The following is a 25,139-nucleotide window of genomic DNA, read 5'->3' as shown; positions in this document are numbered from 1 at the left end:
CCAGTTCAGGGAGCCATTCGGAGTATAGCGCAGTCTGGTAGCGCGCCTGCTTTGGGAGCAGGATGTCGGGGGTTCGAATCCCTCTACTCCGACCAAGTCAGAGTGAGACAATTCAAATGTGCGGGTCGTTAGCTCAGTTGGTAGAGCAGTTGACTTTTAATCAATTGGTCACTGGTTCGAATCCAGTACGACCCACCACTTTTGATATACGGAGGGGTGGCAGAGCGGTTGAATGCACCGGTCTTGAAAACCGGCGAAGGTTAATAGCCTTCCGAGAGTTCGAATCTCTCCTCCTCCGCCATTTTACCTGCTTCGAGCGGGTTTTGTAGTTCCCTGATAGCTCAGTTGGTAGAGCAAACGACTGTTAATCGTTAGGTCACTGGTTCGAGTCCAGTTCAGGGAGCCAATAATCTTTATGGTGGGCGTAGCTCAGTTGGTAGAGCTATGGATTGTGATTCCATCGGTCGTGGGTTCGAGCCCCATCGTCCACCCCATTAGATTTGTCCCTTCTCTTTTTATTTTCCGTGTTTTAAAATTCTGCTTTCTGCTTTCTGCTTTCTGCTTTCTGCTTTCTGCTTTCTGCTTTCTGCTTTCTGCTTTCTGCTTTCTGCTTTCTGCTTTCTGCTTTCTGCTTTCTGCTTTCTGCTTTCTGCTTTCTGCTTTCTGCTTTCCTTGTGTTTTGGGTGTGTATCCTTAAGCTAATCCTGGATTACGGATTACGGATTACGGATTACGGATTACGGATTACGGATTACGGATTACGGATTACGGATTACGGATTACGGATTACGGATTACGGATTACGGATTACGGATTACGGATTACGGATTAACTGGGTGTAAGTAGAAGTAAAGACAGGGATTTGATTTTTGAATAGATGTGAAATCTAGAAGAAAAGAGAAATGGTGGAGGGAGGTGGATTCGAACCACCGAAACTTTCGTGGCAGATTTACAATCTGCTCCCTTTGGCCACTCGGGAACCCCTCCACAGCAGCGGGGCATATATTATCTATGCCCCAGTGCGTTGTAAAGCCTTTTTTCTATTTTTTATTAAGAAGTTGCGTAAGTTTGGCCTGCATACGCTCTTCTGCTGAAAGGTTATCGAATTGAGGGTCTTGCTTAGGCTGAGTTTTGGCTTTGTTGTTGGTGCGCCCCTTGCCTTTATTTTGAGGTGTCGGGCTACCTTGTGGGCGTTTGCCTTTATTGCTTTTAGGCATAGGCTTTTTGTTTTCAACAGGCTTTTTCGCATTAGGAAGTGCAGGCTCATTGCTAACAGCATTACCTTCTAAGTCGATGCGGGGTTGGCCTGATAGAAGACACTTCTTGTAGCGGTCTGAACGAGTATAGGCTGCCATAGCGCGCTTTTGCTTGCTGGCATTAAATTGTTCATCTAATACCATATCTTTGTCGATGCCGACTTTAAGAGGGCGTGGGTTGTTCCAATCAAAGGCTTTTGGGTAGCGCTCTTCCAATAACTTGATTAGTCGACGGTTATTTTTTTGGTTCTTCTGTCGACGTTTCTCCTCGGCGCTGAGAGTCGCAGTTTCTGGAGAGTTGTCTTGCACAGGAGCTTGCTCAACGTCTGTCGCAGCAGTGTCTTCGATGTCAGCGGTAATCATGGATTGTTGTTCAGTAGTCATAGGAGAGTCTTTAGTTTCTATATGGTCTTCGGTTGGTTGGTCTTCAAAAGCATTATGAAGAAGGTCAAAGTTAAAGTGTGCCTGAGAGTTAGCTACCGTAGAAGTGCTTTCAGTTTCGGGTGAAAGTAAGTCTAAACTGTCTTCTATATACAGTTGTAATTGCTCTTCAGTTGAACGTTTTTGGCTCATGGAAGACAGCAGGTCCAGAGAGGCGTCGCTGGGAGTGTGGCTGACTTGTTCATGAGGGACAGCAGATTTGAGTTGCTCGATTTCCTGCTTTGCATTGTCTAATTGCTCGACAAGGAGTGCTATGCGATCTTCGAGTGCTTTTATTAAGCGGTCCATAAATTAATTTCCTGCATTGGCTACTCGTAAGGGGACTTTTGGTACCCCTTCTCGGCCAACCATTTCATTCAATTGTTGCTGGGTTGGGAGTATGACATCCATATCGATACTGTCTTCAATCCAACGATATACATTCATCAAAACGATTGTGGTGATGATTACGGTAAACCATTTCATGATGCTAGAACGAGAGTCCGATGCCTAATGTTGCATGTTTGTCATAGTCTAAATCATTGCTGTTGTAGGTTTTCACGAAGGCATCTAAGCGAATATTAGGGCTGATGCCGAAGCGAATACCAATTTCAGGATAATAGGCAGCGTGACTTAATAGGTTTGCCCCTAGGCCAATATATGGCCAAACAGGCATCTGGCCATTTATATAAAATAGTGGGGACGGTGTGTAAAAGCGAGCCCCAACTTGAGCTGAAGTCTCTGTGCCATCGGCCTGTAGGAATTGCACACCGCCGTAGACAGAAAGACTTCTTGGAAAAGTGTATTCAATGGCGGCATTGAGCATGCCAGATGTCTCACTAGTTACGGTGCTAGGTTCGCTGTATACCCGTTCGTAGCTGATTAGTGGAGAAAATTGTCCAGCGGCAAAGGCGCTGGTAGCACTTGTTAGGAGTGCCGCTGTAACAAATTTTTTCATAAAGAATATATTAATCCAGTTGGTTCAGTTTGCTTAGCATTTGATTTAGGCTGTTTTCCCAGTTTGTTTGCTGCTCTGTTTGTTGAGAAAGCTGAGATTTCACTTCATCACGCTCTTCAGAAAGCTCATAATTCTGCATCTCAAGCTCGGAAATGCGCTGGCGAAGCGTAGAAATCTCTTCTACTGCTGCGTTGATGCGTTGCTCTAGGTGATGTAGTAGTTCGTTGTTCATGTTACTTCTATCCTAATCATGAATGTTGTATGCCCGATTCTAGGTTTTTACCAAGCAATCACAACATCTTGTTGTTGTACATTTAAAATTCTTGCTTCAACTGCAAGTTCACCAATGGCAAAGTTTGGTTGTACCTGCGTAATTGTAACATTGATGTTTGCATTGTTGAGTTGTGTTTGAGCATTCTGTAGTTGATCAAATATCTCATAACGACGAAAGACTTGAAATTGATCACCTTTCTTGATGCCAGCGAGTGCTCCAGCATTAATATGAATGCGATTGCTTTCAGTTCGGAATATGTTGGCAACAAAGGGTTGGCAGGTGAGGTCATCGCTTGCATCGATAGACATATCTTTGAGTGTTTGGGCGACCACTTTGCCGTAATGCAGTTGCCAGAACTTGGCGCTACCAAAACCAACTTTATTGGTCTCTTTAGTGTTCCATTCGCCTATTTCATCGTAGCGATGTTGAAAAATCAGGGCGCCGCTGAAACCATCATAAAGGTATAGATCGAGCACGAACTTTCTCTGGCCATCTTCTCTATTTGCCCAGCTCAGTAATGAGTTAAGAGGCGTTTTCTGGTTCGGATGTTTTGGATAGAGCTCACCAATGTCCCGGATGACGCCACTGATAACATATTGAACGCCAAGATCTTCACCAATCCTTGCCACGTCAGTGAGAGAGCCATCATTGTTCGCTGAAGTGGGGGCGTTGATTAGATCAGGGTAAACACTGAGATTGGTTGCAGACAGTGCGCGCAAGTAACCTTGCTGATTGATGGCGTCCACTAAGCTCTTTGGTAGCTCCCGGCCGATGTTATGTAGTGCGCCTAAATTGGCCTGCTGTGGCACCTGTAATGCAAATCCTGTGATGCCGACCGATTTTCGGTAAGGGTTAACAGACCCGTTTTTACACATATTTTCGGGTTGAATGCGTGTCGCGATGGTTACGCTAAGAATGTCATCAAAAATTTGCTCAGAAATGATATCTACGTTATTCACCTGGGCGGCGGATTGTATCGACGTACTAGAGCTGACAACGCCATTTTGCATCACCTCATTGCTACGAATGCTCGCACTTGCTTGTAGTGATGCTTGTTTGATCGCCTGCTGCGTTGCTCTGTAGCGTGCATCGTTTATATCTTTGTTATAAATAATTGCTTGGCCTTGCGCTTCGATCTTTTGGCTGAAGAGGTTCGAGCTCAAAAAGAGCGCAAGGCACGAGATGACAACTTTAATCATTATTGAACGTTGTAAAATGACGTAGGAATTTGGTTGCTGCCAGATGCGGACACCTTGTAGCTATTATTACTTAAACAGTTAGGGTTAGATTTAAGTGCTTCGACTGAGCTTACACACTGTCTAAAGTTCTGTTGTAGTGCTAGTTCAACAACCGTTTCAAAGGTGCCGTCTTCTAGCTCTCTTTGTGAAACAACCTTAGCTCCAACTAGATATGCATCAACATAAGCTCGAATTTCATCGGACTGCGCCACCATGTTGCTGACAGAGTTATTGGCATTAATTTCTACACCGTAAACGCGTTCTGCAAGGTTACGTAGAGCGTCGATTTTAGAGCCGCGCATCGTCATTAGTCTATTTTGTGCACGAGTAAATGATTTGCCTGTTGGGGGTGCAGAGTAACCTGTAGATCTTACTATGATAGGCTCTCTAGGCATTACCTCGATGACTTCTGTTTCTTTTACTGTAGCGGGTGCTGGCGCTGGCGCCGCTTGATATTGAGGAGCAGCAATGATGGTGCTTGGTGCGGAGTTAACACAAGGTGAGTTAGCGCTGCACCCTTTTGTCATTGGGTAAGAGGTGTGGGTGCAAGCTGCCAGTAATACCGAAGTGGATGTGAGGACAACTAGTTTGCTAATGACATTCATTAAAGCGGCTCCTTGAGTAATTTAGTAAACCCGATAAATTGTAGTTTTTTCCGTTGTTGACGGTGCTGGCGTGGGTGTTACTGTAATGGTCTGCATCGGCAAAACGTGCACATTCTGCATGGGTAAAACATTATGAGGACTAGGGCATTCATAGTATTGATGGTAAGAGCAGCCCGACAAGAGAGAGCTCAGTGCCATGGTCATGAGGATACTTATCCGTTTTAAGCTCATTGTTTAATCCCTCTTGCAAGTTCTCAATTAAAATCGCTGATTAAAATTTAGTCTGGCCAATCTACAATAAATACGTGATTCGATACAAGTTTGTTGCCCAGTATATGAACATTCTAACTGAAATTTAAAAATCTCGTGCCAATTTTATTTGCGTCTATACTTATTCCGATACAAGACGGGAGGTGGCGTATGATAAATGCCTTAGAATCAAGCTTATTGAGCCAAGCTCATAACTTGCCAGCCTCATTAGCGGAACGTTTGCACTTTGAAGTCGAGCAAACGCTGAAAGGATTGTATGCTGATGAGTCATTAGTGGAAAGAATCGATGATCTTTATTTACCTTTTGCTCGATGGGTTGTACAGCATTCAAGGCCTAAACATGGTCCTCTAATCCTTGGTTTGGGTGGGCCTCAGGGGTGCGGAAAAACCACTTTTAGCGCTGTTGTGAGTCATATATTGTCAAAAGGGTTCGATTTAAATGCAGTCGTCGTTAGCTTGGATGACTTGTATCTAAAGCGCGCGGATCGTTTGGCGTACGCAAATCAAGTACATCCAATGTTCGCTACCAGAGGTGTTCCTGGAACCCACGATGTAGAGCTGGCGCTCAGTATCTTTAACCGTTTGAAGAACCTGCAGTCGGGCGAAGTCATGTACGTGCCGACTTTTGATAAATCCTTGGATGATCGTAAACCGGTTCATCGATGGCAAGAGGTGGCGGGCCCTGTCGATGTCATTTTCTTTGAAGGGTGGTGTGTAGGTGCTCAAGCTATGCCTGAAGAACACCTTGTTGAGCCGATTAATGTTTTGGAAAAAGATAAAGATTCTCAAGCGATATGGCGACGAGAGATTAATCGACATCTTCAGAGTGATTACAAACAGTTGTTTGATTTAATTGATGTCACTATGTGGATGCAGCCCCCAAGTTTTGATGTTGTTTATGATTGGCGCAATAAACAAGAACGTGTTTTAGAGGCGCATCTTCATGATATCCATGGCGGTATTCTTGATACCTTGGACTTAAAGGTAATGTCGCCAGAGGTCCTTAAAGGCTTTATGCAATATTACGAACGCATCACTCGTCATATGATTTGTTCGATGCTCAATAAAGCTGATGTGCAGTTTGTGTTGGATAAAGATCAGACGATTCTAGAGGCAAAACTACCGAACTCTCATTAAGCGTGTTTGGGCATGAAAAAGTTGTGATAGGCTATCGTGATAATCGATAGCCTATTTTTTTTGGAGACTAAGGTGCCACAAACACTTGAATTTATCACTGTTGATACAGCTAAAAATCCAACGTCCGCTGTAATCTGGTTGCATGGGCTTGGAGCCGATTGTCACGATTTTGAAGGATTGGTTCCGCAGTTGGGGCTTTCTAATAAAGCGGTTCGTTTTGTGTTTCCAAACGCGCCAATCCGTCCTGTCACGGTCAACGGTGGAATGAAGATGCGAGCATGGTACGACATTCTGGAAATGTCTCTTGATCGCAAAGTAGACATGGATAACATTCGAGAATCGGCCGAGCAGATTGACGAGATTCTTGATGAGTTGGCTGCTCAAGGTATCCCTAATGAAAACGTAGTTATTGCAGGTTTTTCTCAAGGCGGTGTGATTGCCTATCAAGTCGCTTTGTATGGCAAAAAGAGGCTCGCTGGTGTGATGGCATTGTCAACTTACTTGGCTGATGCGACAACGGTACCAAGCGCAAACGAAAGTGCTAATGGTGAGACGCCATTTCTAATGCACCATGGTTCGTTTGATCCCGTTGTAGCGCCTGAGTTGGCGCTGCGAGCGAAAACACAATTGGAAGAGCTAGGCTATTTGTTGGAATACAACACTTATCAAATGCCGCATTCAGTATGTCCTGAGCAAGTGACAGACATTGCTGCTTGGCTTCAGGCTCGATTCGTTTAAGGAGACAGTTCATGGATGACGTAGCAGTAAATGAATGGCATAGCTATGCGAAAAGTTGGGCTAAGCATGCGGGTTCCATGATGATGGAGGCACGTCAGAAAGCAAGCTTTGATAGGGAGTATAAGACAGGGCATGAGTTAGTGACCTCGACCGATATTGCGATTGATGAATACCTGTGTGAGAACATTCGTCAAACGTTTCCTGATCATTTGATCTTATCGGAAGAGTCCTCACCTGATCTGGCCTTTGCTCAGGGAGCGAGTGTGCCAGTTTGGGTGATTGACCCGATTGATGGCACGATCAATTTTGCGCAAGGTTTATTGCATGTGGCGGTGTCCATTGCGGTGTATTACCAAGGTGAGCGTTGGGTGGGGGTTGTGCATGCTCCCTTCTTACAGGAGACCTACACGGCAGTGAGGGGGCAAGGTGCTTGGTTAAATAGTGAACCTATACAAGTGAGCCAGCGTAATGACCTTCGTAACGCGATTGTTGCAACGGGCTTTCCCTACGATAAAGCAACTTTACCAATCTTGATCAAACAGCTGCAGGCGGTGCTATCCCGATGCCAAGATGTCCGTAGAAATGGTTCAGCTGCTTTGGATTTGTGTGCCGTGGCGCGGGGGCAAATGGATGCTTATTACGAGTCGGTGAAGCCTTGGGATATGGCGGCAGGAGCTTTAATCGCAGAAGAAGCCGGGGCAATAGTGGGGCACTTTCATGAGCAAGGTTCAAAGTGGCCCAACAAAATCAATGGTGAGTTCTTATTGGCAGCGACTCCTGACTTGTATCAGTCTTTATTAGAGCTTTTGCAAGTAGCAGATAAGTAACCTGATGTGTATCAGCCATCATTTAGCATGTAGCGCCTAGTCTAACTCTAGCGCTAATGTTTGAGAGGAGGCTGCTATGTTAATGGATGGTGTGGTAATCGGTAGTATTATTGTGATTGCTTTGTGTACAGTCTTTATGGCTTGGTTTGGTGTGATTGCTTATCGCCATATCATGCAAGATAAGGATTGACTCAATAAGGCATTGGCTGCTCTCCCTAAGGCAGTCAATACCCTAATCACTCCTTCTTTTGCTGATCGTTGCTTTAACCCCGTGTAGAATGTATCTACTAAAGATTTGAAACTTCGGGAGACGTATGTCGATCAGTGCCTTTTTGATTGCCCTAGCAGTGTGCTTTGCTGTGATGGGAATATCTATCTACTTTATAGCCAAACAGTTGAAGCAAAATCGCGCGCGTGATGAGCGAATTAAAGCCGGAGAGCTTCGCTTGCAAGAAGAGCGTGCCAAGCGTATCGAGAGTATCCAAGTGATCATGCAGGCCGTAGAGGCAGATGAAAAGTTGACTTGGCCTGAGGCGGCGATTCGAGTGAAGAACCTTCTCGACCAGCTGAGCATCGACTTGTCTGAGCATGAGCATGTTCAAGCAATTTACGCAATGGAAGAGGGAACTCAGCATATTCCTACTCACGAGCAGTGGAATGAATTGCCATTGAAAGCTCGGCGTAAATATCGTGATGAAATGGAGGCTTTGGAGGCCAAACATATTGATCGGCTACGCCAAGCGAAAGCCTATTTGTTAGCGTATAAGTTTGACTAACGATGGCTCAAACTATTCTCGCGGTACTTGTTAGCTTCGTTTTATTTGTTTCCATTCTTGTGTTTTTTATTAAACACAAACAGCGCATGCCTTACTATCAGATTGATCGAGTAGGATGCGTACAGTTATTGGAGCAAGCAGTTGCTGGCGATTTGTTGGAGCGAGATTGGCATGTCTTTATCGGTATGAGCGTGCGATACGACGTGGAAATTGAGGCCCTACGTTACACTTGCATTGAAGTTGATGATGAACATGTTATAAATACTATCCTGAAGAATGGCCAAAGTTATGTGGTCTTTTCGAAAAAAGGCTTGTTGATTTTGCAAGATCTTCTGGAAGATTGGCGTCATCGGGTTGACTACTTAGCTTAATTAATAAAGAGAGAATGAGGAATATGGACGAATTAACAAACTTGCTAGATGAAGGGAGTCAGTGGCTACCTTGGTTAACCGAGAAAGGGGTGTCGATTATTGTCGGTATTCTGATTTTCTTTATCGGTAAAATGATTGCCGGGCGCATATCAGGCTGGACCGAAAAGCGTCTATTAAAGTCCAAGGTTGATAAAGCAGTGGCTGGTTTTGCATCAAGTATTCTGTATGCCTTGATGTTCGCTGGTATTGTGCTGATGGCATTGGGTCAAATCGGTGTAGAGACGACTTCCTTTATTGCAATTTTGGGTGCTGCTGGTCTAGCGGTAGGTTTGGCCTTACAGGGCTCGCTTTCAAACTTTGCTTCAGGCGTATTGATTATCCTTCTGCGCCCATTTAAAACAGGTGACTTTGTTGAAGTTGGTGGGCAAATGGGAACAGTAGATCGTATCGAACTGTTCCACACTTACCTTAAGACATTGGATAATCGCAGTGTTATCTTGCCGAACTCATCGGTTATGGATGACGCCATTATTAATTTCTCAGCGCATTCAACACGTCGTTTGGATTTAACGATCGGTATTAGTTACGATGCTGATATTCGCCAAGCACGTGACTTAATGAAGGGGATTCTTGATAGTGATGAGCGAGTTCTTAAGGATCCAGCTTATGCAATCTTTGTTTCTGAGTTAGCGGATAGCTCTGTGAATTTCAGTGTTCGTGCTTGGGTAAATTCAAGCGACTTGCTGCAATTTAAGTCTGACTTGCTAGAGAAAGTGAAATACACCTTTGATGAAAATGGTGTTGGCATTCCTTATCCACAAATGGATGTTCATCTATCAAAAGAAGATTAATTCTTTTCTTCGCTTTAAAATGGCGCTACGAACTTTCGTAGCGCCATTTTTGTTTGTAGAGCGTATAAAGATTTATTAGTTGAAAGGTAGTAGAGAGAAATTATGAGTCGATACCGTCCGCCTGGAGCGCCAAAAGGTGCTTACATTACAAAAGAGGGTGCAGACAAACTTTTGGCTGAGCTCAAGTATCTTTGGAAGGAGAAGCGTCCAGAAGTGACTCAAAGTGTGAGTGATGCGGCGAAGCTGGGCGATCGCTCAGAGAACGCGGAATCTAATAAAGAACCCCAACTAAAGTACTTAAGTTTAAAATATCCTTAAAAAACAATTGACTAAGAATAGTATGTGTACTATCAATATTATACTAATTTTATTGTTGAGGGTATCCGGTGCTTTTATTTCTATCTGAGCTTTCTGATGAAGAGATCAATGTAGTTAGTGACTATTGGCAGATCGATGAAGTTAACGGAGATTTTTCCTACCCGATTAGTAATGTCTCAAAAAAGCATATTTACACACCCCTAAAACTATCTAAGCTGTTATCCAGATCCCCAAAAGTCGGGATCTACGAGCTAGATCGTTGCTGCCCCTCTTGTAATGAGCCTATCGCCTTCAGTAGTAGATCAGATTTAAAAAAGTACATTGACCTTGCTCCTAAGTCTCTTTGTAAGTCATGTATTTTAAAAATAGTAAGCTCAGCTAGTAGTGAAGTTAATGACAAAGTTGAGCAGATTTATGATGATCTTAAGGAAGGCTTTGATATTCAGCAGGCCCCTTACCATTTAAAGGTCTGTTTGTATCTTCTCTTTACTAAGTTTAAAGCAAGCGAAGGTTCCTTTTATAATTCAAAAAGACCTGTTTTATCTGGAAGCTCTTGGCTAGAAGATAAAATTTATTCAGACCTTTCTTCTATGATGTTTTTAGTAAATGTGAAGAGCTTAAATGAAAAGAGATTGTCTTTTTATGAAGAGTGTATCCAAAGCAAATTTCAACTAGACAAGAGCTACCTAACTAGTAATGGCTACATTAATAGCAGTCTTGATTTTGATGAAAATGATTTTTTAGATCCATTTAATTCAAAAGATAAAGTATATGATGATATTTTTTCTCAACTTGAACACGCTGTATATGAAAAAAATTTATCTGTTGAAGACTTAAAGGAACTAAGGCTCTTTATTTCAGATATTCTTGTTAGACGACTAAGTTATATTATAAGAAAGCATTTAAATGATCTGAATATTCCTTATGATGATAATAAGAAGCTTGCTTCAAAGGTAGCAGATATGACTGAGAAGTATTCGATTCATAAGTGTAGTTGGTTGGTTTTTAAAACTCTCAAAAAGTTAGAGGAATACTTGGTAGGTAAAGATATTCCTCGTTTTCAATTAAGGCATTATTTTTTAAAGTTTCTCAATAATGTTGAGAGTAAGAGCACTAAGGTGGGTGAAGTTGTGCTCGATAATAAATATGTCTCATACTTTGAAAAGTTTTTTTGTATGCGAGTGTTAGATAAAGAAATATTGAATTTTAACTATATGAGCTTAAAAGATATTATGGCTGTAGTGGCTAATAAAACCATAAGTTAAAGATTCTTTAGGCATTTCTTTATAGCAGTCGCTGTTCCTATCGGGAAGACTATCTTGTTGTTTATGTCTTTAAATTCCCCCATAGAGTCTATGCTGAGAGATAGTTTATTTAAAATTCGTTCACTCAGGAGTGACTCTAGGGCCCTTCTTTCAAAGTCTTCTAATTTTTCTACATTACCATCATCTGATCTATGGTCTCGGATTTCAATTAAACTATTCGGCGGTATTATTTCGTTTAGTTCAGACTTTAACCGCTTGTTCTCATGGATTAGTTGTCGAACTAGTATTTTGGTTGTAGGATCGGTAATTTTTTCAACCCAATCCTCATCAGTTCTATTGAGTTTCTTAGGGTTTTTGTCTTCAGCTTCTTTTTTAAAGTAAGCTATTAACTGTTGATACTTCTCACCTGACTTGTTTCTGATTGATTGCGCTCTAGGAACACCTTTATCTTGACCTATTCTCGATATAGTTGAGTATGAAAAGTCTGTCTCTCCCTTTTTTAATTGAGTTAGGCAGACTTGATAGATAGCGTCTAAACTCTGCTGAGCTCTTTTGCTACTGTCTTTTTTTATTTGATCAAGAAAATCTTTTGCGTTCAAAGTTTTATCCTAATTTGAAATTATTTTATTTGTTTCTTCTAATGAGGTCTTTATAGTTAATTGAATTTCTGATGGTTCAATTTTTTCTGATTCACCAAGATCAATTAGCATTAATTTTCCTGACACGAGCTCACTAACTCTCTTCCATGTACCAAGCCTTGCTTTAAGTAAGCTACATAGCTGGTTTCCAACGTGAAACTGCTGCTCTTCTGACAACATAAATAAGCTTGGGGCGATATTATTTAAAGAGGCCATTCGATCAAGCAGCTGGCTCCTAGGGTAGATGGCTCTTTTTGCATTTGATGATGTATAGATTGTAGCATTCTCACAAATTTCTTGAAGTTGCTCGAATTGGCTTGACTCTTCAATTTGTATGACTGCCTCTGCGTCATCAGATTTAATTAACGTTGGAAACTCACTACCTTCGTTTTTTAGGCTTGTTGTACTCAAGCACTTCTTCACAAGGGAATATGATGACTGTAAATCACATAGGAACATGTCTAGTTTCTTTGCTGCACTCTCGTACTCTGACTCTTTGTGTCTCAAGCTCTGTTCAATTTGTTGTCTATTTGATTGAGGGGCTTTTTCACCTTTTGTGTGAGCAATAAATTCAGCTTCGTCCAAGATGTTTAGCTCATCTTCAATCTTCTCAATGTCTGTTTGAATCCGATTGCAGATGTCTGATTGCTCATTTGCCTCAAGCAATATTTCATTCGTTATTGAAAGTAAGCCACCTATAAAAGCAGGCCCTGTAATGAAGTGTCTACACCGGAGACAGTTTTGGTTGCCAAGATAGCCTTGAGGTGCAGGTGATCTTATTTGACTGCTATTTATTTCCTCTCCACCGTCATGGCATTGAGACGCTGCAAATGGACAAATACCATAGTCTCTAAAAATGAAATTTCCGGCAGGAGTTGTGTTTGTCAGCGATTTTAATAGATCTTCATTATTTGAGATTAGGGTGTTTTTCACTGACTCAATCTGATTTCTTTCAATTACTTTTTGAGTTTCAAATGCTTGAGATTGAAGTGCTATTTTTTCTGCTGCTTCGAGCTTCTTTCGGATATCTGAGTTTGAGATCTTTACATAGTAAATCGACATGACAATGGAACTGTGGCCGACTATCTTCATTACAACTTCGATGGGTAAGCCCTTTTCCATTATGTATGCAGTGATTAAACTGACTCGCATCGAATGGGGAGTGTAAGCGGACTTGTAATGACTTAAGTTTGACTTTACAGACTTGAATTCTGCAAGTTGTAAATCCTTCGGCTGAATATTGTATAGGGTCGCAGCAAGTCGCCACGTTAATGCTGATGATGGGTTTTTAGGTTCTTGATCAGAAAAAGCTCTGAATAAAAAGCAATTCTTTCCTTTTGCTTTTAGCTGAGTTTCATTCAAATTCGTTCTAGTTAGTGAGGACCAGTGTGTTGGTTCATGTATAGGGTTATATTTCTGTTGCCATTTTCGTAATCGGACTAGCCAATAGGCCAAATCATCGGGCATATATGGTATAGAGTATCCCTGTCCATGATTGCTCGTTTTATTGGTGGTAACAAACATTCCAATTTCATCGTTACCATAGTCTTTGATAAAAGACTGATGCTTTGTAGTATTCGCAAGGGGGCCAGTGTTTTCGAGCCATATGACCTTGCCCGTTTTATCTACATCAGCGATCTTTGCGTCACCTTCACCAGAGTCATTGTAGGCAATCTGTCTACCGCGTAATGGCACTCTTAATAGAGCGTATAGGTGAACCCAGTCTGTAGGGCACCAGATATGGTATTTACCTCCAATCATTTTATAGACACAATCAGGGTCAAATTTATCAATCACACTTGAATCTACTTCGATCCAATCCGCATCAAATATTTGAAGATGTTTGAGAGAGCGAAAGTTTTTAGCATTTTCAGGAAAAATCCACTCACCGGCTTTTTTGACAAAATGGTAAGGTAAGCAGGCTTTATTAGACTCTGCACGATTAGGGTTGGTGACGCTTGAATCTGTTAAAAATAGCTTTAGCGGATTTCTTGCACCGGTAATTCTGAGGATCTCACCAGTTTCTTCATCTTCGATTGTGAGGTGGTTGTCTAAAACATAATCTAAGAATTGGTTAATGCTCTTTAGGATTTTTCCTTTCATATCATCACTAAAAGCTTCTAGCTCAGCATTGAGAGGCTTTAGAAACGGCTTTTCTAGCATCATGAAATGCTCAGGGCTTTCAGCAATATCATATTTTTCAATATAAAGACGAACGAAACGACACAGAGCAGTTACTTTACTCTGTCCTCCACGAGCATTCTTCATGAACTCTTCAATATGCTCACGCCACATGTGGTAAGGCTCTGTTATGTAGTGTGGCTGAAAGGGTTGCTCCTTTCCTAAGAAGAGATACCAGTCTTCCCATTGCTTACCGTATGCACCTTGAGGATCATACGGTAATGTTGGATCGTTATGCTCTCTAAGAAATTGTTTGTATGCAGCTTGGCTCTTAAGGCCGATTGGCTTGATCAACTTTTTGAGTGATGCATAGTCGATAAATTCGGGTATATCAAAAAAGTCGTTATAGCTTATCCAATCTTCACGGTAAGTTCGTTCAGGGTGCGCAGGAAAACCAGAGTGCTTTTTGTACTCTGCACGATACTCAACAGAATTGCGTATTCCAAGCTTCTTACATTCTTTCTTGAGTTGTCTAAGTGTGTATGAGTGGTGTTGAACAGCGTGCACAGAATGTCTCCAGCTTAGTCTTTTACTTTTTCTAATATGATTTTAAGGATGCTCTCTCGGTCATCGTTTGAAAGCTTGTTGAGTTGTTTAACAATCTCTGCCGAAGTTTCGTCATCACAGAAGAAGTAGCTCAAAGGAACATCTAGCTCCTTAGCTATAGATCTTAGAATCTCAATATCGGGAGTATGTTTTCCCTTCTCATACTGATTCATACGTGCACTGGCCACGTTTTCATCCATGCCTGTACGAATTCCGAGTTCGCGCTGGCTGAGGCCTTTACGTTTCCTTGCTTCTTTGAGCCGAATAGGTATGGGGTTAGGTTGCACTCTGTTCTCATTGTTCACTGCCAATAGTGACTAAGATTTTCTTAGTTTCTCTCAAGTCTGTATACTAAGCAATCCTTAGTATTTTGAGATTCATGCTGTGCCCTCCAAAATTCATGTGCATCCTACGATGCTAGCGGTCGTACACTCCATCCTTCCTAAACGTCTTCTTAGAGCTGATTTGATTGCAAAATCAATGTCATTTGAAGCTTATGGAGATAAAGAGAAAGCGGAAAAATTTGTTGCCAGACAAGTTCATCGCCTTACGAAATTAGGTTTGCTGGTATCTCACGGATCAAGAAGCTCTCGTTGGTACGAGCCTTCTGAAGATCTTACGAAGCTCGTTTCAGATTTTTCTTTAGAGGAGCCTTTAAATACGAAGGCGGTACTTGATGAATTAGTAATGGATGAGGCTAGGCTTGAGAATGAAATTTCTCTGGCTTTGTCTGAGCTAGAAGAGATGCGAGCATTGTCTGTGCGATTCCCGATTTTATCAGCTGATGCAGACGGAATGATCTCTAATGAACGCAGTCGAATTACTAGCTTGTATGGCAAGTTAAGCGCCGTCAGAAAGTTGAAAGCTTCCGCAGAAAAGTTAGAGGCAAAACAATGCTAAGAAATTGGCAAAGAGATTGTGTGAATAGCGTGATTGATCATTTTAACCATCACAAGCATTATTTCTGCTTGGCTACACCAGGAGCAGGCAAGACAGTGATGGCTGCAACGGTGGGAAAAATGCTTCTTGAATCAGGGAAAATTGACTACATCGTGTGCCTGTCTCCGTCTCGTACAATATGTGAGTCAGTTAGTTCTACGTTCAAAAATCTGCTTGGTAAGCCTTTTTCAGGACGTATTGGCTCGGTAGGAGTTTCCTTAACGTACCAGTCTTTACTTAATGGAGATCATTCAGTATTAGCTGATTTGGTGAATAGTCGAGTTTTTGTTGTTCTTGATGAAATTCATCATTGCTCCGGTTCCGAATTTGTTCAAGGCAATGCTTGGGGGATTCAGTTGTTGCGACAAATTTCGTCTTTAGCAACCTTCACTCTATCGCTTTCTGGCACGCCCTGGAGAACTGATGGAGATCCCATTACATTTGCTTCTTATGATCGCCCAGACTCAGGGCTTGTTTATCACTGGGAGTATGGTTTAAGTGATGCAGTAACTGATAAGGTTTGTCGTTTGCCAAAAGTGATGGCCTTGGATGCCCTTAGGATTACTAAGAATGCTCATGGCTCACACGAATCTTACACATCTATCGCAGAGTTCTTAAAAGACAGTGATAACAGCTATTTGGATCTTCTATCCAATGAATCACTTACATCTGAGGTATTAAGTCGTGGTGTAGAGCGTTTGGCAAAATTACGAGAAACATCCCCAGCTGCCGGTGGTTTGGTTGTGGCGGCTTCTTATTCTCATGCTTTATTTATTAAGCAAATGCTAGAGGGCATTTTCTCTCAGAAAGTTGTTCTCGTGTCCTATAAAGATGAGAACTCAATTAGACAGATCGAGGAGTTTCGGCAAGGAGCAGATCACTGGATAGTGAGTATCGCTATGGTTAGTGAAGGGGTTGATATCCCTCGATTACAGGTTTGTTGTCATTTGTCTGCTACGAAAACAGAGCTTTACTTTCGACAGTTGCTGGGCCGCATCATTCGAGTGACGAAAGATCAAACAGGTGAATGTTTCTTTTACACATTGGCAGAAGAGAATTTAATAAGCTATGCGCAGCGCTTAGAGCAGGAAGTTTCAGGATCTTATATCAAAGAGAGACTAACGGAAGAAAAAGTCGTTTTTTCCCCTTGCACAGGAACACAAGGTAAACCTAATGACCATGATATATCTGTGTTTTTTGGAGATGATTTTGTGAATGATGGAAATGGCTTGTCATCTGCAGATGAAGATCTCGTTGACGCACCCTCTACTCTGGTATCATCGGTACTATCAATCGATGCTATAAGAGAGCGTGTGATTCAAGTACTTATGAATTCGCAGCCTACCTTATAACATCTGCTTCTTGTTGTATTCGTTAGGAATCCCAAATGCGTAGAAAGCTAATTACCCGTGAAGGTCACCAGAAATTAAAGGATGAAGTTGACTACTTGTGGCGAAAAGAACGCCCAGAAATCACGAAAATAGTTACTTGGGCGGCTGCTCTAGGCGATCGTTCTGAGAACGCAGATTATCAATACAACAAGAAAAAACTTCGAGAGATTGACCGCAGAGTTCGATTTCTTCGAAAGCTTCTTGATGGCATTGAAATCGTTGATTATCACCCTCAGCAGGAAGGGAAAGTGTTCTTCGGTGCATGGGTAACGCTAGAAGATGACGACGAAAAAACGCTTACATTTCGTATCGTCGGCTCAGAAGAGATCTATGGTCGAGATGACTATATTTCTATTGATTCTCCTATGGCCCGAGCATGTATAGGTAAAGAAGTCGATGATGAAGTGATCGTTCGTACGCCAAGCGGTGAGAAGAGCTGGTACGTGCTTGAGATACGATACGAGAAATAAGTTATAGTAAGACCCATACAAAAGCACGCCCATGGATGGTCTCGCATGCCTCGATCAAAAATATTTACCAGCAGTGACATTATCTGTCGCTTAGTATCCTTATCATGCAAACCATCCACTAATCCCCTTGGATTGGTTTGCTATTCCTTTTCAGCGTTCTCGTTGACGTAATTTCAGAGCCTATTTATGAACGATAAGATCAATCAAGACACGATTAACAAAGCCCTCTGGAGCGCTTGTGACACCTTCCGTGGCACCATCAGCGCCGATACCTACAAAGACTTTATCCTGACCATGTTGTTCTTAAAATACATCTCAGATGTATGGCAGGATCACTACGATAATTACCAAGCGGAATACGGGGATGAGCCGGAGCTAATCGAGGAAATGATGAAGTCCGAGCGCTTTGTATTACCGAAACAAGCCAGTTTTTATACCCTTTGGGAACGCCGCCACGAGCCCGGCAACGGTGAGCGAATCGACCAAGCGTTACATGCTATCGAAGAAGCCAATGGCACCAAACTCAAAGACGCCGGTAAAAGCGTGTTCCAAGACATTACCTTCAACACGGACAAACTTGGTGACTCGAAGCAGAAAAATGACATCCTGCGTCATCTACTAGAAGACTTCGCCAAACCGGAATTAAGCCTAAAACCCAGCCTCGTCGGTACGCTGGACGTTATCGGTAACGCCTACGAATACCTGATCAAAAACTTCGCCGCCTCCGGTGGTCAGAAAGCCGGTGAATTCTATACTCCGCCAGAGGTGTCTGACTTGATCGCCGAGCTACTTGATCCACAACCGGGGGAAAGCATCTGTGACCCGGCCTGTGGTTCTGGCTCGCTACTAATGAAATGTGGTCGCAAAGTCGTCGCCAACCACGGTAGTAAGCAATATGCCCTGTACGGACAAGAAGCCATTGGCTCTACTTGGTCGTTGGCGAAGATGAACATGTTCCTGCATGGTGAAGACAACCACAAGATCGAATGGGGCGACACCATCCGTAACCCCAAATTGTTGGACAAAAACGGCGATCTCATGCTGTTTGATATTGTGACTGCCAACCCCCCATTTAGTTTGGATAAATGGGGGCACGATAGCGCAGAGAGCGATAAATTCAGCCGTTTCCGCCGCGGCATTCCCCCAAAGACCAAAGGCGACTATGCGTTTATCCTGCATATGATCGAAACTTTAAAACCGGGCACCGGTAGAATGGGCGTGGTAGTGCCCCATGGCGTGTTGTTCCGAGGCTCCAGCGAAGGCAAGATTCGCCAACAATTGATTGAAGAAAACCTGCTCGATGCAGTTATCGGCCTGCCAGAGAAACTGTTCTATGGCACCGGCATTCCGGCAGCTATTTTGATATTTAACAAAGCCAAAACCGAAGACACCGTGCTGTTTATCGACGCCAGCCGCGAGTTTAAATCGGGCAAAAATCAGAACCAGCTTAGCGACGACAATATTCGCAAGATAGTCGAAACCTACCGAGCCAACACCAATGTAGACAAATACGCCTACGTTGCCAGCCTAGAAGAGATCAAAGAGAACGACTGCAACCTCAATATTCCGCGCTACGTGGATACCTTTGAAGAAGAGGAAGAAGTTGACCTGATGGCGGTACGTTCCGAGCGCGAGCAGCTGAAAGCGCAACTGACCGAGCTGGAAACCGAGATGGCTAAGTATCTGGAGGAGCTGGGTTATGGTGCCTAATGGTTGGACGGAAACTCATTTAGGAGAGGTTATTACTCACAAAAAGGGGTTTGCCTTTAACTCCGGGTCATACCGAGATAAAGGTATTCGAATCGTGAGGATTTCGGATACAACCCGAAACTCTGTTCATTCCGAAAATCCAGTTTATTTAGCTGAAGAAGATGCTAATGGGCTGGAGAACTACAAGTTGACTAAAGACGATATCATTCTCTCTACAGTCGGCTCTAGGCCACATCTTCTCGATTCAATGGTAGGCAAGGCTGTAAAGGTTCCATTGGAAGCAGATGGAAGCTTACTTAATCAAAATTTAGTAAAAGTTATTCCAAAAGTATCGAAGATTACCAATGAATACCTTTACGAGATGCTTAAGAATAAGAGGTTTATTTTTTTCATTTCTACGCTCGTGCGTGGGAACGCAAACCAAGTATCTATCACGTTATCTGATTTATTTCAGTACCGTTTTGTTTTACCCCCACTCCCCGAACAAAAGAAAATCGCCCAAATCCTCTCCACCTGGGATAAGGCCATCACTACCACCGAACAACTGCTCGCCAACAGCCAGCAGCAGAAAAAAGCCCTGATGCAACAACTGCTCACCGGCAAACAGCGCCTGCTGGATCAGAATGGGGAAAGGTTTGAGGGGGACTGGGAGGCGACAGCTATTGCTGTTTTCATTAAAGAAAGCCGCGTGCCCGGTTCGACAGGTGATATTGCTAAGAAAATTACTGTGAAGCTTTATGGCAATGGGGTTGTTGCCAAAGATGAAAAAAGAAGCGGAAGTGAATCGACTAAATACTATCGACGTTCAGCAGGTCAGTTCATCTACAGCAAACTGGATTTTTTAAATGGGGCCTTTGGCATCATCCCCAAAGAGCTTGATGGCTATGAGTCCACACTGGATTTACCAGCCTTCGACTTTCTCGGAACCGTGGATGTTGATTGGTTCACCTATTACGTATCCAGAGAGGAGTTCTACTCGTCGAACTTAGGACTTGCAAATGGTGGTAGGAAAGCACGGCGTGTGAACCCCAATGACTTGTTGAAGATTAAAATTCCAGCGCCATCGCTGGAAGAACAACAAAAAATCGCTGCCGTTCTCTCCGCTGCCGATCAGGAAATCACCACCCTGCAACAGCAGCTGGATCACTTGAAACAAGAGAAAAAAGCCCTTATGCAGCAGCTGCTAACGGGCAAACGTCGGGTGGCGCTAGATGCTTAGCTGGTTCGCCAAGCTATTACTGACAGCCACAGCTATTGCCCCCGTGGGGGTTAGCTATGCGTGGGTGGCATACACCGATGGGCGATTGGATGTTGCATTACTCACAGTAGCGGCTTCTTTGGTGTTGGTACTTATCTGCATCTTGATGCTGCGCTACGCCCGTAAAAATCTTGAAAGTAGTAACTTTCAGATCTCCACTGTGGAGGCAGCAGATCGTGAGAATATGACCTTTCTCTTGCTATATCTGCTGCCATTATTTACCGCCAGTTTTACATCTTTGAACTGGCAAGTATGGCTACCAACATTGGTTATATTTGCTGTAATGGTTAGTACCGGTTATAGCTATCACTTCAATCCTTTACTTGGGTTAATGGGATGGCACTTCTACAAGGTTTCAACTCCTGAAGGGGTAACCTATGTACTGATTACAAAAAAAGAACTTCGTCGTGCGCAGGACGGGCTGACCGTGGTGCAGCTGACGGAATATATCGTTTTGGATAAGGAGGTTTAATGTGCCGCAAAATCTTTTTGCGCTGGTTTTAGTTGATGGTGTTCCAGAGATTCGACGTGTTCGCTTGAATGCTCCTCTTCAAAACAAAATCACTCAATTATTTGGCGCCCAACAGCAAGATTTTTTTAATGGTATTGAAGAAGAGCTGCCTTTTAACGGAGACTGGAAGCCCGATGCAAATGAATTGCTGGTACTAGCAGGTCTGACTGAAATTGAGCTTATGAGCTCAGCCATTACCAGCAATGTGACATCATATCCTGCGTTAGATCTGTCCCGATTTAACGATGAGCCCATCAAGGCTTTGTTCAGTGGATATGCGAGCGGTGGCCAAGTGACGGTGCAGGTGCAGCGTTTTACCTCCGCTCAAATGCTGGTTCGAAATCAGATACCTGTGCTGGGACTTCAAACCGGAAATACCTTTACCGAAATAACTGAACCTATGTTTACTCTGGCTCGTAGCTTGGTGGCTGTGATTCAAAATAGGCAGCTGAAATTCAAGAGCTTTTCTAACCTCCGCACTGTATTTGATTTGTCTGATGCATACAGAGAAGCTACAGATTCAGATTTAGAATCTTTTGCAGTCCACACTCTTCTGGCCTGTGCGGATATCGATAATTTCAAATCTAATGCAGATTCGTCAGTTCGCAAAATGGTGCATGTAATTAGTCAGGATGATGTGTTAAATCAACATGGATTGCAGAAAATTACCGATGTCGCGGAGGGTTTCTCTCAGGTAAACATTACAGTGGTCAATGACCAGATTCAGCTCCCAACAGACAAAAAAGAGCTAAAAACGCTTTTGCAGTTCCTGCTAGAAAATATCTTTGTAGGTCCTCTCTCGGGGGAGCAATACCGTACAAATTCTAAGCGGTTAGAGTCCGATTGATCTAAGAGTTTCAACTGTTTCGCTTGATAAATCTTTATCTCAAATTGATAAGATTTTTTGGTTTTAAAAATTGTTTTTATTGAAATTTAAAATATAAGGAATTACTAAATGGACTTTTCTGGAAGTTATGAAGAGTTTAAAGAAAAGCTTTCTTCATTAGGTGGAGTATGGGATGACTCGAAAAATGATCGTAAAGTCTATCGGTTAGATGGCGGTGTGCTGAATTGGCATGAAAGTACCGGAAATATTTCCTTTCAAGGTAAGGCTAAAGGTAAAGCTTTTTTGGAAGAGGAGGTGCCTAAGCTTGTAAGTAGAAAAGCATCACAGAAAACAATGACAGCTAATTTACTAGATCAGTCTCAAAGCGAAATTACTAAACGAATTAAAGGTCTGGTTGATGCTGTTTGTGATGGGATGTTTGAGCGAGAAGAAATCATTTCCGTTGCATTGCTTGGTGCTCTGTGTGGACAGAATACTTTCTTATATGGTCCGCCAGGTACTGCTAAAAGTCTAATCTCACGCCGTATTGCTTGTGCGTTTTCACAGCCGACTTATTTTGAATACCTCATGAACCGCTTCAGTACGCCTGAAGATGTATTTGGGCCAGTTTCAATAAAGGCGCTAAAAGAAGACTTATATACGCGCAAAACTCAAAACTACCTTCCTATGGCTGAGTTTGCCTTTCTAGATGAAATTTGGAAGTCCAGTCCGGCGATTTTGAATACGCTGTTGACCCTAATTAATGAGCATATTTTCCGCAATGGAGAGAAGGTAGAAAAGGCACCACTTAAGGCGCTTATCGCAGCTTCAAACGAAACGCCTGAAGCGAATCAAGGGCTTGAAGCCTTATATGATCGGTTCATTATACGTTTGATGGTTGGGCCAATTGAGCAATCTAAAAATTTTAATCAACTACTTTCGAGTAAGCCGACCGATGCGCAGGTTAAGATTTCTGATGACTTAATTGTGCAAACTGATGAGTGGAGCCAATGGCGATCAGAAATCCATAATGTCGCACTGTCGAAAGAAGTGTTAACTATCGTCCACCTGATACGAGAGGCACTAACCAGTCGTTTTGATGAGCTGAATGTATATGTGTCCGATAGACGCTGGCAGAGAGCAGCTATGCTGATGAAGGCCTCGGCTTTTTTTAATGGTCGTACCCAAACCAATCATAGTGACGCACTATTGTTAGAGCATTGTCTATGGACCAAAGAGGATAATAGGCTCGAAGTAAAAGAAATTGTTCAAAAAGCGGTAAAAGAGACAGGGTTTGATAGCGGTATAAGTTTAGCTGAGATTGACCTCCAGAAAGAGCAACTAGATAAAGAAATTAACAGTGAACTCTTTTATTCTTCTGATGTGTATGATGTCGAAAACATAGATGGGAAACCATTTTTCAAGGTCAGGTTTGAAAGTAATAGTCATTATAATTCCAGTGCAAAGATCATTTATATTGCATTATCTAATTTAAAGACTAAAAAGGAGTTTCATCCAGTAGATCAACGTGGTAATGAATTTGATGAAATAACATGTTCGTTTGATGGGCAAGGGACATGTATCTTAAAAGAAAGATACAGCTACTCAAATTATAGCCAGAAATTCCAGCCTAAGGTTTTGTTTCATAAAGGTGATAAGAAAGAGAAAGTAAATACTAGGCTAGTCGATTCATTAGCGTTATCTGTATCAGATATTAGAAATAGTCTTTCTGCTATATTGAATACTGTCGAAGAACAGCGTGAGAGGTTTGAATTCGATCTCAAGTCTATTTTTGTGTCAGAAGAGAAGACAAATATAGCTATATCCGGTGTTGTTGAGCAGATTGAAAGCTTGAGGTTGCGCATCAAAGATTGTGAACGGTTGGAATATCTATGCAAATAGATCATGTTGAGCTGTCTGTAAAAAACATCAAAGAAGATATAAATGAGAAGTACGGCTATTTGCTTGATAGTTCCAGTATTTTAAAAGAAAAGGTAGAAGAGAGATGTGATCAGTGGCGGGAGGATGCTAATAATTCATTAATAAAAAATTTTCCATATTACGAATCTCAAAATAGATTATCTAAATGGAGTTCTAATAGTGAAGAACGAGACATTACAAAGGAAAAATTTAAATGTGCTATTGATGAATTCCATCAGATGTGCCACCAATCACGTTCTCCTGTCGATAAAGATTTTTGGTACAAGCAACTTGAAATTGATGATCAGATAGCCGGTGAATCATCTAATAACCCTTATAAAATTGGCTGTCGTCTCTTGAGTAGAGAATGGCAAAAAGTGATCGATAAAGCTAGAAACGATTGGGAGTTTGAGCAACTTTATCATTATCGTAATAGCTTATTGAAAGAGCTAATGGATTTATTAAAAGTGCTTCAACAACTAAAACCTGTTGCTGATAGCCTAGGGTTAGATCCTGGTTTACTTGTGGATCTATCAAAAGGAAGCCTCACAGCTCAAGATTTAAAGCAGTTTAAAAGATGGGCTCAATACTTGTCAGAAGATAAGGGGCTAAAATCTCTTTGTGAATTGTTGGGAAAGATCAGGCAGATAGAGTTCTCAGAAAAGATTGAACGAGTTCAGATAGCGCAAAATATCGAAGTACTGCAACCTGATATCAACTCAAGGGAAGAGATTGTTGGTGTCCGGATGGGAAGAGATTTAGAGAACGTCTTACCAAGTGAAAAAGCTTTACTGGCTGATGTGCAGACTTCAATCCTTTTCGACCTCAAATATGTTGAATCTAGGCTGATGTGTTTTGATATGAATGGTATGCAAACCATTCAGGAAGAAAAGCAAATTGAACAAGATCAGCTTATTAAGGAAGAAGAAAAAAAAGGGCCAATGATCATTTGTGTTGATACGAGTGGATCAATGATGGGGATGCCAGAAACAATAGCTAAAGCAGTCAGTTTGTTTATTGCAAATAAAGCTCGTAACGATAAAAGATCATGTTATTTAATTAATTTCTCTACAGGTATTAATACCTTGGATCTGTCTGGTGAAATAGGAATCTCATCAATCATTGATTTCTTGAGTATGTCATTTCATGGTGGTACTGATGCTGCGCCAGCCCTAGATCATGCTCTCCATATTATGAAAAAAGATGAGTATAAAAAAGCAGATTTACTCGTTATTTCTGATTTTATCATGGCTGGTTTGCCGAACGTTGTTTTGAAAAAGATCGAAGCTCAGCGTAAAAGTGGAAGTCGATTTTATTCTTTGATTATTGATCAGGCGTATATGAATCTAAGGCAGAAAAGTCTTTTTGATCAAGAATGGATCTATGATCCTCAAAAAAGTACGGTTCATGAACTAATTAACTTCCAAAGTAAGATGTAAAAACAG

The 25,139-nt window shown here is 42.1% G+C and carries 27 protein-coding genes and 6 tRNA genes; 23 read left to right on the top strand and 10 right to left on the bottom strand.

All coding sequences use genetic code 11. The features are described 5' to 3' along the window. Nucleotides 1-18: 18 nt before the first annotated feature. The 5 genes from C8D85_RS17150 (at nucleotide 19) to C8D85_RS17130 (ending at nucleotide 494) form a co-directional block, all read left to right on the top strand. Nucleotides 19-95 (top strand) — tRNA-Pro (locus tag C8D85_RS17150). 27 nt (nucleotides 96-122) lie between these two features. Then, nucleotides 123-198: transfer RNA gene (locus C8D85_RS17145), tRNA-Lys, on the top strand. A gap of 12 nt (nucleotides 199-210) precedes the next feature. Further along, nucleotides 211-301: transfer RNA gene (locus C8D85_RS17140), tRNA-Ser, on the top strand. A 29-nt stretch (nucleotides 302-330) separates the two neighbouring features. After that, nucleotides 331-406: transfer RNA gene (locus C8D85_RS17135), tRNA-Asn, on the top strand. Between the two features lie 12 nt (nucleotides 407-418). Then, a tRNA-His gene (locus tag C8D85_RS17130) sits at nucleotides 419-494 on the top strand. A gap of 409 nt (nucleotides 495-903) precedes the next feature. Here the strand turns inward: C8D85_RS17130 and C8D85_RS17120 are convergent. From C8D85_RS17120 to C8D85_RS17095, 7 genes are all read right to left on the bottom strand, one after another. After that, nucleotides 904-987, bottom strand: a tRNA-Tyr gene (locus tag C8D85_RS17120). A 53-nt stretch (nucleotides 988-1,040) separates the two neighbouring features. Then, nucleotides 1,041-1,985 (bottom strand): ProQ/FINO family protein, encoded by a 945-nt coding sequence (locus C8D85_RS17115; protein ID WP_133565067.1) that lies wholly within the window; start codon nucleotides 1,983-1,985, stop codon nucleotides 1,041-1,043. Between the two features lie 3 nt (nucleotides 1,986-1,988). Continuing rightward, nucleotides 1,989-2,162 (bottom strand): hypothetical protein, encoded by a 174-nt coding sequence (locus C8D85_RS18110; protein ID WP_162847619.1) that lies wholly within the window; start codon nucleotides 2,160-2,162, stop codon nucleotides 1,989-1,991. A 4-nt stretch (nucleotides 2,163-2,166) separates the two neighbouring features. Then, nucleotides 2,167-2,634 carry a hypothetical protein gene (locus tag C8D85_RS17110; RefSeq protein WP_133565066.1) on the bottom strand — a complete coding sequence of 156 codons (468 nt, stop codon included), beginning with the start codon at nucleotides 2,632-2,634 and terminating at the stop codon, nucleotides 2,167-2,169. 10 nt (nucleotides 2,635-2,644) lie between these two features. Then, a complete protein-coding gene (locus C8D85_RS17105; RefSeq protein ID WP_133565064.1) occupies nucleotides 2,645-2,866 on the bottom strand; it encodes a cell division protein ZapB in 222 nt (73 codons plus the stop codon). Nucleotides 2,867-2,913: 47 nt separating this feature from the next. Continuing rightward, the gene (locus C8D85_RS17100) at nucleotides 2,914-4,071 is read right to left on the bottom strand and encodes a flagellar assembly protein FlgT (RefSeq protein WP_244937048.1); all 1,158 of its coding nucleotides are present in this window, start codon (nucleotides 4,069-4,071) and stop codon (nucleotides 2,914-2,916) included. 35 nt (nucleotides 4,072-4,106) lie between these two features. Then, nucleotides 4,107-4,751 (bottom strand): LPP20 family lipoprotein, encoded by a 645-nt coding sequence (locus C8D85_RS17095; protein WP_133565061.1) that lies wholly within the window; start codon nucleotides 4,749-4,751, stop codon nucleotides 4,107-4,109. 420 nt (nucleotides 4,752-5,171) lie between these two features. Here C8D85_RS17095 and C8D85_RS17090 point away from each other — a divergent pair, with 420 nt between their 5' ends. From C8D85_RS17090 to C8D85_RS17050, 9 genes are all read left to right on the top strand, one after another. Next, nucleotides 5,172-6,158 (top strand): hypothetical protein, encoded by a 987-nt coding sequence (locus tag C8D85_RS17090; protein WP_133565059.1) that lies wholly within the window; start codon nucleotides 5,172-5,174, stop codon nucleotides 6,156-6,158. A 72-nt stretch (nucleotides 6,159-6,230) separates the two neighbouring features. Beyond that, the gene (locus C8D85_RS17085; RefSeq protein WP_133565058.1) at nucleotides 6,231-6,896 is read left to right on the top strand and encodes an alpha/beta hydrolase; all 666 of its coding nucleotides are present in this window, start codon (nucleotides 6,231-6,233) and stop codon (nucleotides 6,894-6,896) included. A gap of 11 nt (nucleotides 6,897-6,907) precedes the next feature. Continuing rightward, entirely contained in the window at nucleotides 6,908-7,723 is an 816-nt protein-coding gene (locus tag C8D85_RS17080) for an inositol monophosphatase family protein (RefSeq protein ID WP_133565056.1), read from the top strand. Nucleotides 7,724-7,799: 76 nt separating this feature from the next. After that, the gene (locus C8D85_RS17075; protein ID WP_133565054.1) at nucleotides 7,800-7,913 is read left to right on the top strand and encodes a DUF3149 domain-containing protein; all 114 of its coding nucleotides are present in this window, start codon (nucleotides 7,800-7,802) and stop codon (nucleotides 7,911-7,913) included. 124 nt (nucleotides 7,914-8,037) lie between these two features. Continuing rightward, nucleotides 8,038-8,499, top strand: coding sequence for a DUF2489 domain-containing protein (locus C8D85_RS17070; protein ID WP_133565052.1), 462 nt, complete (start codon nucleotides 8,038-8,040; stop codon nucleotides 8,497-8,499). 2 nt (nucleotides 8,500-8,501) lie between these two features. Continuing rightward, a complete protein-coding gene (locus tag C8D85_RS17065; RefSeq protein ID WP_133565050.1) occupies nucleotides 8,502-8,870 on the top strand; it encodes a hypothetical protein in 369 nt (122 codons plus the stop codon). A gap of 23 nt (nucleotides 8,871-8,893) precedes the next feature. Then, nucleotides 8,894-9,721, top strand: a complete 828-nt coding sequence (locus C8D85_RS17060) for a mechanosensitive ion channel family protein (RefSeq protein WP_133565048.1) — start codon at nucleotides 8,894-8,896, stop codon at nucleotides 9,719-9,721. Nucleotides 9,722-9,823: 102 nt separating this feature from the next. After that, complete coding sequence (locus C8D85_RS17055) at nucleotides 9,824-10,039, top strand: transcription elongation factor GreB (protein ID WP_133565046.1); 216 nt, start codon at nucleotides 9,824-9,826, stop codon at nucleotides 10,037-10,039. Nucleotides 10,040-10,107: 68 nt separating this feature from the next. Then, nucleotides 10,108-11,304 (top strand): hypothetical protein, encoded by a 1,197-nt coding sequence (locus C8D85_RS17050; protein WP_133565044.1) that lies wholly within the window; start codon nucleotides 10,108-10,110, stop codon nucleotides 11,302-11,304. On the opposite strand, the gene gmtX is transcribed toward C8D85_RS17050, so the two are convergent. From gmtX to C8D85_RS17035, 3 genes are read right to left on the bottom strand one after another with little or no spacing between them, the layout of a single operon-like run. Beyond that, on the bottom strand, nucleotides 11,301-11,903 hold the full coding sequence (gene gmtX / locus C8D85_RS17045) for a gamma-mobile-trio protein GmtX (RefSeq protein ID WP_133565042.1): 603 nt from the start codon (nucleotides 11,901-11,903) through the stop codon (nucleotides 11,301-11,303). The two genes, C8D85_RS17050 and gmtX, sit on opposite strands and share 4 nt — an antisense overlap. A 9-nt stretch (nucleotides 11,904-11,912) precedes the next feature. Next, nucleotides 11,913-14,630, bottom strand: a complete 2,718-nt coding sequence (gmtZ, locus tag C8D85_RS17040; protein WP_133565040.1) for a gamma-mobile-trio integrase GmtZ — start codon at nucleotides 14,628-14,630, stop codon at nucleotides 11,913-11,915. Nucleotides 14,631-14,644: 14 nt separating this feature from the next. After that, complete coding sequence (locus C8D85_RS17035; RefSeq protein WP_133565038.1) at nucleotides 14,645-14,956, bottom strand: helix-turn-helix domain-containing protein; 312 nt, start codon at nucleotides 14,954-14,956, stop codon at nucleotides 14,645-14,647. 178 nt (nucleotides 14,957-15,134) lie between these two features. Here C8D85_RS17035 and C8D85_RS17030 point away from each other — a divergent pair, with 178 nt between their 5' ends. The 9 genes from C8D85_RS17030 to C8D85_RS16990 all read left to right on the top strand — a co-directional run bounded on the left by C8D85_RS17030 (nucleotide 15,135) and on the right by C8D85_RS16990 (nucleotide 25,133). Next, the gene (locus C8D85_RS17030) at nucleotides 15,135-15,569 is read left to right on the top strand and encodes a hypothetical protein (protein WP_133565036.1); all 435 of its coding nucleotides are present in this window, start codon (nucleotides 15,135-15,137) and stop codon (nucleotides 15,567-15,569) included. Nucleotides 15,570-15,589: 20 nt separating this feature from the next. Further along, entirely contained in the window at nucleotides 15,590-16,960 is a 1,371-nt protein-coding gene (locus C8D85_RS17025) for a DEAD/DEAH box helicase (protein WP_162847618.1), read from the top strand. A 35-nt stretch (nucleotides 16,961-16,995) separates the two neighbouring features. Further along, nucleotides 16,996-17,469, top strand: a complete 474-nt coding sequence (gene greB, locus C8D85_RS17020; RefSeq protein WP_133565032.1) for a transcription elongation factor GreB — start codon at nucleotides 16,996-16,998, stop codon at nucleotides 17,467-17,469. A 186-nt stretch (nucleotides 17,470-17,655) separates the two neighbouring features. Beyond that, the gene (locus C8D85_RS17015) at nucleotides 17,656-19,179 is read left to right on the top strand and encodes a type I restriction-modification system subunit M (protein ID WP_133565030.1); all 1,524 of its coding nucleotides are present in this window, start codon (nucleotides 17,656-17,658) and stop codon (nucleotides 19,177-19,179) included. Further along, nucleotides 19,169-20,398, top strand: coding sequence for a restriction endonuclease subunit S (locus tag C8D85_RS17010; RefSeq protein WP_133565028.1), 1,230 nt, complete (start codon nucleotides 19,169-19,171; stop codon nucleotides 20,396-20,398). The genes C8D85_RS17015 and C8D85_RS17010 overlap by 11 nt, the downstream gene beginning before the upstream one ends. Next, nucleotides 20,391-20,909, top strand: coding sequence for a hypothetical protein (locus C8D85_RS17005; protein ID WP_133565026.1), 519 nt, complete (start codon nucleotides 20,391-20,393; stop codon nucleotides 20,907-20,909). Before C8D85_RS17010 ends, C8D85_RS17005 begins: the two co-directional genes overlap by 8 nt. Nucleotide 20,910: 1 nt before the next feature. Beyond that, nucleotides 20,911-21,795, top strand: coding sequence for a Kiwa anti-phage protein KwaB-like domain-containing protein (locus tag C8D85_RS17000; protein WP_133565024.1), 885 nt, complete (start codon nucleotides 20,911-20,913; stop codon nucleotides 21,793-21,795). A gap of 108 nt (nucleotides 21,796-21,903) precedes the next feature. Then, nucleotides 21,904-23,676 (top strand): AAA family ATPase, encoded by a 1,773-nt coding sequence (locus C8D85_RS16995; protein WP_211342228.1) that lies wholly within the window; start codon nucleotides 21,904-21,906, stop codon nucleotides 23,674-23,676. Next, entirely contained in the window at nucleotides 23,667-25,133 is a 1,467-nt protein-coding gene (locus tag C8D85_RS16990) for a VWA domain-containing protein (protein WP_133565022.1), read from the top strand. The genes C8D85_RS16995 and C8D85_RS16990 overlap by 10 nt, the downstream gene beginning before the upstream one ends. Nucleotides 25,134-25,139 lie beyond the last annotated feature (6 nt).

Origin of the sequence: Marinomonas communis (assembly GCF_004363305.1) — a bacterium.
Classification (GTDB): Bacteria; Pseudomonadota; Gammaproteobacteria; order Pseudomonadales; family Marinomonadaceae; genus Marinomonas; species Marinomonas communis.
This window is presented reverse-complemented; position numbering and strand designations above follow the sequence as displayed.